The following is a 7603-nucleotide window of genomic DNA, read 5'->3' on the forward strand; positions in this document are numbered from 1 at the left end:
GACAGCAACAACGAACGGCTATTGATTTATGACGACGGTTCAATTTCAAGGAGTACCAGTATGGTTAATCCCCCTGCTGAGAAAGTGGCTATCGCCGAATTTGAAAGTTGTATTGAGCATCGGCTGCCAAAGGACTATCGATCTTTTCTGCTGGAATACAATGGAGCGTGGATCTATCAATACATTACGGATTTAGGAAGCAATGGCGGAGGCGGATTGCAGCTGTTTTCTGTTCAGGAACTGAAAGAGAATATGTATTACATGGAAGTGTATCCTGGTTTCTTGCCAATAGGGACCATGTATGACCACTACTTGGCCATCAGTTTGGAAGCGGTTGAGAATCAAAACCCCAATTATCTTTACCGAATTGATAACGATGATGGCCCTCAAGCTTTGACCCTTAACTTTGACCTGTTTTTGGCGCGCTTTGTGGTGTCTCAAGGAGCTGCATTCTGGGAATGGCCGATTTACAATGCAGCTAGTCGATATTACTTAGAGGGCGATGAATAAACCGCTAAGAGGTAATTTTTCAAAAAGCACGGGCTAAAAAGGTTTACATATCCCGAATTATCGGAAGTCCCATAAAAAAAGAGAAAGAAGATGCTAGTAAGTTAGCATCTTCTTTCGGTTTAATTACTTCTGATAACCTGTGATATGTAAACTGATTTTTTAAACCACTACTCTTACAAACGCATATGCTTCTTTAAGTAGATTACTTCAAAATGATTTATGCTTTCTTTTCATTCTTTTTCCATTTGACGTAACTGGTAGCAATGTCTGATAAAGCTAAGAGCATGAAAATGATTCCTATTGCAATGTATTCATTTGTAGTTAAATCACCAAACCAATATATAGCAATATACAGTAAGAGTATAAATGGAATTGCCCATATAGAACGGATAAAACTTCTTCTGTAACTCAATTTATACCCATTAAACACAAATCCTTTATCCTTTTTTTCTGCGTCTTTATATATAGACGACATGATTACATGAACTATTAAAACTACTATCACTGGAACGATAAAAAACTGTAAAATATTCAAAATTTATCTCCTCTTCACTTTGTATTTTTAATATACTTCTACTATTTTTAAATTTAGTACATTAAAAGTAAGAATTTTCTGTTTACAATAATTGTAACATAATTTTCCTTTACTTTATTCCCAGCGAAAAATGCTATTTCATAACCGTTCGTAAAGTATTTTTGACAATCGCTAACGTTCTTTTATTCCTAAAGGTGTTTTTGGCTGCGACTCATCCATTTCTATTTGGCTTTTTTTCTAGAGCTCCTTCATAGAAAAAGAAGATGCAAGTGTGATCGAACTCTTATAACATGAAACAAAAAGAGGTGGTGATGGTTTAATGATGACTCCTAGCGAAGTAAGTACCAAATTAAATATCCAACCCTCTACATTACGAAAGTATTCGGCTTTACTTGAACAGGAAGGAATTCAATTCAAACGAACACATAAAAATGCCCGTCTCTACACAGATAGCGAGTGCATAGCGATTGAAGGCATCATAGCGACAGTACATAGCGGTAAGAAATCGCTTGAAGAGGCTGTCATAGAAGCCTCTAGTGGTTTAAAAAAGAGCGTCTCCGTAGCGCCACGCGAGCGCGATAGCGACGACATAGCAGCTGCTACGTTAAATGAAGTCAAAGAGCTGAAAACCCAGTTGCAGCAACAAGAAGAGCGCCAAAAAGAACGGGATATTATGTTTGTGGAAGTCCTGGAGAAAATGCAGCAAAAGATCGATCGGATGGAAGAACAACAGAAGCAGTTACTTACACCAGTACCGGAAGAATCCGAGTTAGATGCGCCAGAATCGTCCTCACAGGAGCCAGAAAGTGAAACTCAAACGGTAACACACAAAAAAGACACACGAAGTTTATGGGCCAGAATCTGGAACAAATAAAGGGTACTGTTTTAGCGGAATTGAATGTAACTTAAGTGCAGTTAAGTTACATTCAAAATATGTATTGGAGGGTAAAAGATGGGGAAGCTACTAACATGTATGTTCATAGGCTTATTATTTCTTATTACAGGAATTTATGTATCCACTTTTTTAACTACAACATGGATTATAGTTGGTGTATTTCTTGCAGTCCTGGGAGGAATATTAATGGGTAGTAGCTCTTTGTTTTTGCCTAAGCACGTTAAAAAAAGAACTTCGTAGAAATCTTTTACTGAATCTGAATGTAACTTAATGTGAATTAAGTTACATTCATGTAGATTCCCCTTGGATTCTCATTAGAGTTGTATTGGAGGTGCATTTGTTTGTCTTTGGAAAGAGATGCGATGATAGTTTCGTTAAAAAATGTAGTCATTCCTGCATTAAGAGAAAAAGGATTCAAAGGATCATTTCCGCACTTTTATCGAAAAACGGAAGAACGTGCTGATTTATTAATGTTCCAATTTAGTATGTGGGGAGGCGTCGTATATATCGAAATTTCAAAATGCCCTCCAGAAGGATTCACAAGTATTTCTGGAGAATTTCGTCCACCAAATAAGATGAAAGTTTATAATATTGGAAATCCCTCTTATGGTTGGCATCGTCACCGATTAGGTGGTCATGATAAGGTCATGTTCGAGTTCAATGAAGATACCACGAATGAAGTTGCTCTACAGATCAAAGAATCTATGAAAGAGGCAGAAGAGTGGTGGGAGTCTTATCCAAATTGGTGGAAGTAAAATGCAACCTTTTAAGAAGGAACTGAATGTAACTTAATAGCAATTAAGTTACATTCGAAGTACTTGATTTATCTTAATTCTAGTAACATAAGAAAAAGGAAAGTATTGAAAATTTAAGCTATATAGCTGGTTAGCAACCAGCCGTGATTATGATGATTATTGAAATTGACGGTTACTTCAACCAAGCCATATTGACCGGTAAAAAATGTTCCATGCAGCAACTGAGGCAGATGTATCGACAAGCAGACCAATTAACTTCTGAGACTCGTGACTTTGCCAATGTGTTTTGCCGGCTTCATAACTTTGATCAACTTCCGTATTCCGAGGATATAGAAGTTGATTTTGTCTTGGATACAGATACCGGCAGGATCTACTCTCCGAGTTACTAACCTTTAGGAACCATTTTTCGAGACTTTTTGTTAAATGTGAATGTAACTTAATAGTAATTAAGTTACATTCATTTATCGGAGATTAATACCTTTAAAAGAGTTGAAATATTTATAAAATAAGTAGTTACTTTCCAATTATTGGTGTTATGATATTTAGTAGTTTAAATCGGTAAATCAATGTCATAATCAATGCTTTTAAACAATTTTAAGGAGGTTTATTTATGTTTTCAGTCGATGAGTATATCAGTTCTATCAAAGCCAACTTGGAGAAAGAATCTCATTTAGTGGTTTCAAATATGAAAAGAATTTTTACATACAATTTTTCTTCTGACATAGATCTTTTAGATTTCACCCCATCTATAGAGCCTACCAGGTTCGAACTATCCATAACCATGTTCTCCATGGATAAAGACGCCAATGAAGTTTTCAACGAAGGAAATGACCAAACAGTTTTTGCTGGAAGTGAAGAGGTCCTGCCAGAAGTGGAATATTATCAGGTAAATGATGATCAGCTGGAGGCATTTTTTGACTTTTACGAGCAGAATGAGGAGACGTTAGTTCCACAAGAACAACAGGTATTTGCAGATTGGTTCCGTCAATGCTGGGAAACCGCAGGTGGGGCTTCATTGGATTTGCCATCATACTTTGTTTTTCACGACGAAGGCACATCGTATGACTTAAAGAATAAACAATGGGTAGACGATGAAGAAAAATGGTCATAAATATCGCTGAAAAAATGCCTTTTTTGAGAGGCATTTTTTGTTGTTAAAATTTAAATCCGAATGTAACTTATGTCTAATTAAGTTACATTCACATCCCCGGTTCCATTGACTTTTCAAGATAAACTAACGAAACTGAAATTACCCGAAAAAAAGATACATTCAGATCGTTGATTCCACTGGGCTCGTCTTTCGTTGGCGACGCTCTTTTTTCTTTTGGCCCAAATGCCTTGAGTAGTTCGTTACATACGGCAATTAGTACCTAAAAAAATACAGCCATCAACTAAAAGGAGTTCTCTCATGAGTAAGCAAAATGAAATCAAAGACGTGCAGCCGATCCGGTCCTTGGAAAAAATCGAAGACATGAAATGGAGTTTGAAGAAATGGTGCGGCGAACGGGATTATATTTTGTTTCTCCTGGGCATCAATTCGGGACTGCGGGTCGGGGATCTGTTAAAGATCAAAGTGAGCGAGATTCAGGGCAAGAAAGTCGTGTCCCTGCGTGAAGGCAAGACCGGCAAACGGCGGACGATTCACCTCGGCAACATCTACGACGAGCTGAATGCCTATATCGGCACGTTAAACGGCACAGAATGGCTGTTTCCAAGCCGCAAGGGGCAAAACCCCATCACACGGGTCCAAGCGTACCGCCAGCTGAACAAGGCGGCCCAGATGGTCGATATGCCGGATGGCATCGGCACGCACACGCTGCGCAAGACCTTTGGGTATTGGCATTACAAGCAATTCCGGGACATTGCCGAGCTGCAGAACATCCTCAACCATGCCCATCCGCAGATCACCCTGCGCTACATCGGCATCACGGACGAGCAGATTGAAAGCAATTTGAAGGCATTTCGCCTCTAAAAACGAACCCAAACCGCCGAAAAAATCAGCAAATTGGGTTCGTTTTTTCGCTTAGCTTTAAATCGCCTTCTAAGGGGTCTCTGAGGTCTCTGGATCAAATTGCTTCCCTGAGTTCGTCTTTTTTCTAGAAATCGCTCTTAGGGGGTCTCTGGGCGTTTAAATTGCTATCTGGAAAAGAAGAAACGCAGAGCCTCTGTTTTTTTGTGTCTTTTTTTGAATTTGGGTTTTGGTTCTTGAAAGGCCACACTTTCGGTCCCGTTTATTCCCCACCACCAACTCTTTTGCGCGCGTACGCGTGTTGTTGGTGTTTTAATTACTTTGTTTTAAGTGTTTTAAGTGTTTTAGAGAGGCTCTGAGCCCTTGGTATGACTGGGTTTGAAAGACTTAAAGGACACACTTTCGGGTTTAAAGGACACACTTTCGGGTTTAAAGGACACACTTTCGGGTTCAAAAGGACACACTTTCGGGTTTAAAGGACACACTTTCGGGTTCAAAAGGACACATTTTTTAATAATCGGTACCTTTACTATTATAACTGGTTTTGTTACGCTTATTTTGTCGTATAAGGACACAATAAAAAAAAGAGGTGTTAACTTGAATGAAAATCATGTTGTAACTCAATCAAATAGATTGATTGAAGCTAGGCATATGAAGCCATTATCGGCACGAGAACAAAAGATTATCCTCACTATGGTTTCTATGATTCAACCAAATGATATAGATTTTAAAGAATATAGCATTTCGATAAAGGAATTCAGTGAAATGCTGGGTTTAAAAGGGCATGCTAAATATGAAGAAATTAAAGAAGTAGCTTTACATCTGCAAGCGAAAACAATTTTTATACCTGATGAAGATGGTTTTATAACAACAAACTGGGTTGCCAGTCAACGTTATAAAGAAGGAGAAGGGATAATCAAACTTTCTTTTTCTCCGTATCTAAAGCCGTACTTATTACAACTGAAAACTCAATTCACCTCTTACAAACTAAGTAACATATTGTCTTTAGGGAGTGGCTATTCAATTCGCTTATATGAGCTGATGAAAAAATGGCAACACCTAGGAGAGTGGGAATATCCAGTTGATGAATTAAAGCTTAAATTTGGGATAGAGGAAGGGACTTATAGTCGGTACACCCATTTCAAAAACAGGGTTTTAAAAAGAGCCATTGAAGAAGTCAATGAAAAAACAGACTTACATATTAAATTTACTGAAATAAAAAAGGGACGTAAAGTCGAAAAAATTGGCTTTACTATTCACCATTCAGTTGATAAGGAAATTCAACTTCCAAGTTCTAAACAAAACTCAGAGACTTTTAGATCGATATCTCTAGAGGATGAATTACGTACTCGATTAAATACCTTGGCTGATGGGTATCAGTTCGACATGGCATTCTTTGCGCAGCTGCACCAGGGCGCTTCACTTATCTGGCAAGACGATGCCGAACAGGAATTGGAATGGCTGATTCGCTACGTCAACGAGGAAAAAACCGTCAAAAATCCCCTCGGGTTTATCAAATCCAAAATCACCTCGGCGTGGGAGATTCATGAAGCCGGAGGGCAGATTACGTTCGCCGATCTGCAGCCGATGAAGGAGCGTCACATCGGAAGGCAAGAGAAATTGCCGGAGTGGTTCACGTCCAAAGAGGAACCGAAAGAAGCTGCCGAACCGAATTCCGAACTCACCAAAGAGAAAGACCAGCTGCTGAAAAAGTTGGCCGAAAAAAAAGAACGGCTTTCAAAAAAAGACACGCCTTCTTCGTAATGAACATCAACATCCCGACCGGATTTTTTCTGGAAACAGAAAGTCCGGTCGGGATTTTTTGATGATTTTTTTTGTGTTCGGATTGCCGTTCTTTTTTTCCGGACCGTTCATTTCGGAAACCGGTTTGAGAACGCGAAGGAAAAAAGTTCACGGCGAGTGCCCATTTATACGCAGTGATTTTTTTCAAAAATAACGGCGTCGTTTTGGGTTTCCCGCAGGGGCTAGTGGACAATCACAAAAATCACGAATCCTGAAAAAAGATTGCGAAGAGCATAAGGGAAAACTGCTATCACTTTTAGTGCTAGACCAGGCGGAGCCTGGGGTTTGGGTGATATCACGAAAAAGGGCTAGATGCCTCCACGTGGAGGCCCTTAAAAAAGCCATTTGCCTCCACGTGGAGGCACCTCTTTTTGGCTGCCGGACCACCAGAAAAAAATAAAAACCGATAAAAAAACGACTCTTTTTTTGAAAAAAACTGCACCGAAAAAATGAAGTGTTGAAAGTCAAAACGAACCCCTACGGATTCAAAACAAGTGGCACAGAGTTGTGCCAATGAGCAAAAAAACTGGCACAAACTTGTGCCAAAAGGCAATTTCGGTGTCCCCATTCCAACACGAGGCTCTGCCTCGTCCCCCATTGAAAATGGGGGCACGTTTTCCTTATGCTCTTTCTCTGTTTTGCTGGGTCTGTGAATTTTTCTACATGATTTGAGCCCCTGCAGGAAACCCAGGAGGACGCGGTTATTTTTGAAAAAAATCACTGCGTGTAAATGGGCACTCGCCGTGAATCCCGTTGTTTTGGATTTCGTTTTTGGACTGGACCAAACATTTCTAGAAAAAGAACAACGGATTCTTAAGGCGATCGACAGCAGTAAAAATTCCGGAGTGCCCAGTTATACACCACCCTCAATTTGAGGTGGTGCTGGGGAGGAAAAGGGAAATATCGCCTTCGGATTTTTAGAAACATACCGGCAAAAAAATTAACCTATCCAAACTTAACTAGGTCATTTACGATGAAGAAAAGGATCAGTGAAAAAATTAGTAAAGGAGCGATTACGTGGGCGTTAAAGAAATCATAGAGGCAGTTTTACAAGTGGTGGACAGCAACAACGAACGGCTATTGATTTATGACGACGGTTCAATTTCAAGGAGTACCAGTATGGTTAATCCCCCTGC

The 7603-nt window shown here is 39.5% G+C and carries 7 protein-coding genes; 6 read left to right on the forward strand and 1 reads right to left on the reverse strand.

From position 1 onward, the window contains the following. The coding region (locus H9630_RS18670) for an SMI1/KNR4 family protein (RefSeq protein ID WP_225218657.1) at positions 1–510 on the forward strand (510 nt) is incomplete at its 5' end. Between the two features lie 217 nt (positions 511–727). Here H9630_RS18670 and H9630_RS18675 read toward each other — a convergent pair. After that, the gene (locus H9630_RS18675; protein WP_191716981.1) at positions 728–1045 is read right to left on the reverse strand and encodes a hypothetical protein; all 318 of its coding nucleotides are present in this window, start codon (positions 1043–1045) and stop codon (positions 728–730) included. A 319-nt stretch (positions 1046–1364) separates the two neighbouring features. On the opposite strand from H9630_RS18675, the gene H9630_RS18680 reads away from it, so the two are divergent. The 5 genes from H9630_RS18680 to H9630_RS18700 all read left to right on the forward strand — a co-directional run bounded on the left by H9630_RS18680 (position 1365) and on the right by H9630_RS18700 (position 6428). Beyond that, positions 1365–1919 (forward strand): MerR family transcriptional regulator, encoded by a 555-nt coding sequence (locus tag H9630_RS18680; RefSeq protein WP_191716982.1) that lies wholly within the window; start codon positions 1365–1367, stop codon positions 1917–1919. Between the two features lie 362 nt (positions 1920–2281). Continuing rightward, positions 2282–2695, forward strand: a complete 414-nt coding sequence (locus H9630_RS18685; RefSeq protein ID WP_084245871.1) for a DUF4304 domain-containing protein — start codon at positions 2282–2284, stop codon at positions 2693–2695. A gap of 610 nt (positions 2696–3305) precedes the next feature. Continuing rightward, positions 3306–3806 (forward strand): hypothetical protein, encoded by a 501-nt coding sequence (locus tag H9630_RS18690; RefSeq protein ID WP_191716983.1) that lies wholly within the window; start codon positions 3306–3308, stop codon positions 3804–3806. Between the two features lie 297 nt (positions 3807–4103). Continuing rightward, positions 4104–4667 carry a tyrosine-type recombinase/integrase gene (locus H9630_RS18695; RefSeq protein WP_191716984.1) on the forward strand — a complete coding sequence of 188 codons (564 nt, stop codon included), beginning with the start codon at positions 4104–4106 and terminating at the stop codon, positions 4665–4667. A 594-nt stretch (positions 4668–5261) separates the two neighbouring features. Then, the gene (locus H9630_RS18700) at positions 5262–6428 is read left to right on the forward strand and encodes a replication initiation protein (protein WP_191716985.1); all 1167 of its coding nucleotides are present in this window, start codon (positions 5262–5264) and stop codon (positions 6426–6428) included. Positions 6429–7603: the final 1175 nt, after the last annotated feature.

This window comes from Planococcus wigleyi (assembly GCF_014836985.1).
Lineage (GTDB): Bacteria > Bacillota > Bacilli > Bacillales_A > Planococcaceae > Planococcus > Planococcus notacanthi.

Bases quoted from the DNA above. Each gene is read 5' to 3' on its own strand.
- H9630_RS18680 (WP_191716982.1), top strand. From the start codon at position 1,365: ATGATGACTCCTAGCGAAGTAAGTACCAAATTAAATATCCAACCCTCT.
- H9630_RS18690 (WP_191716983.1), top strand. From the start codon at position 3,306: ATGTTTTCAGTCGATGAGTATATCAGTTCTATCAAAGCCAACTTGGAG.
- H9630_RS18695 (WP_191716984.1), top strand. From the start codon at position 4,104: ATGAGTAAGCAAAATGAAATCAAAGACGTGCAGCCGATCCGGTCCTTG.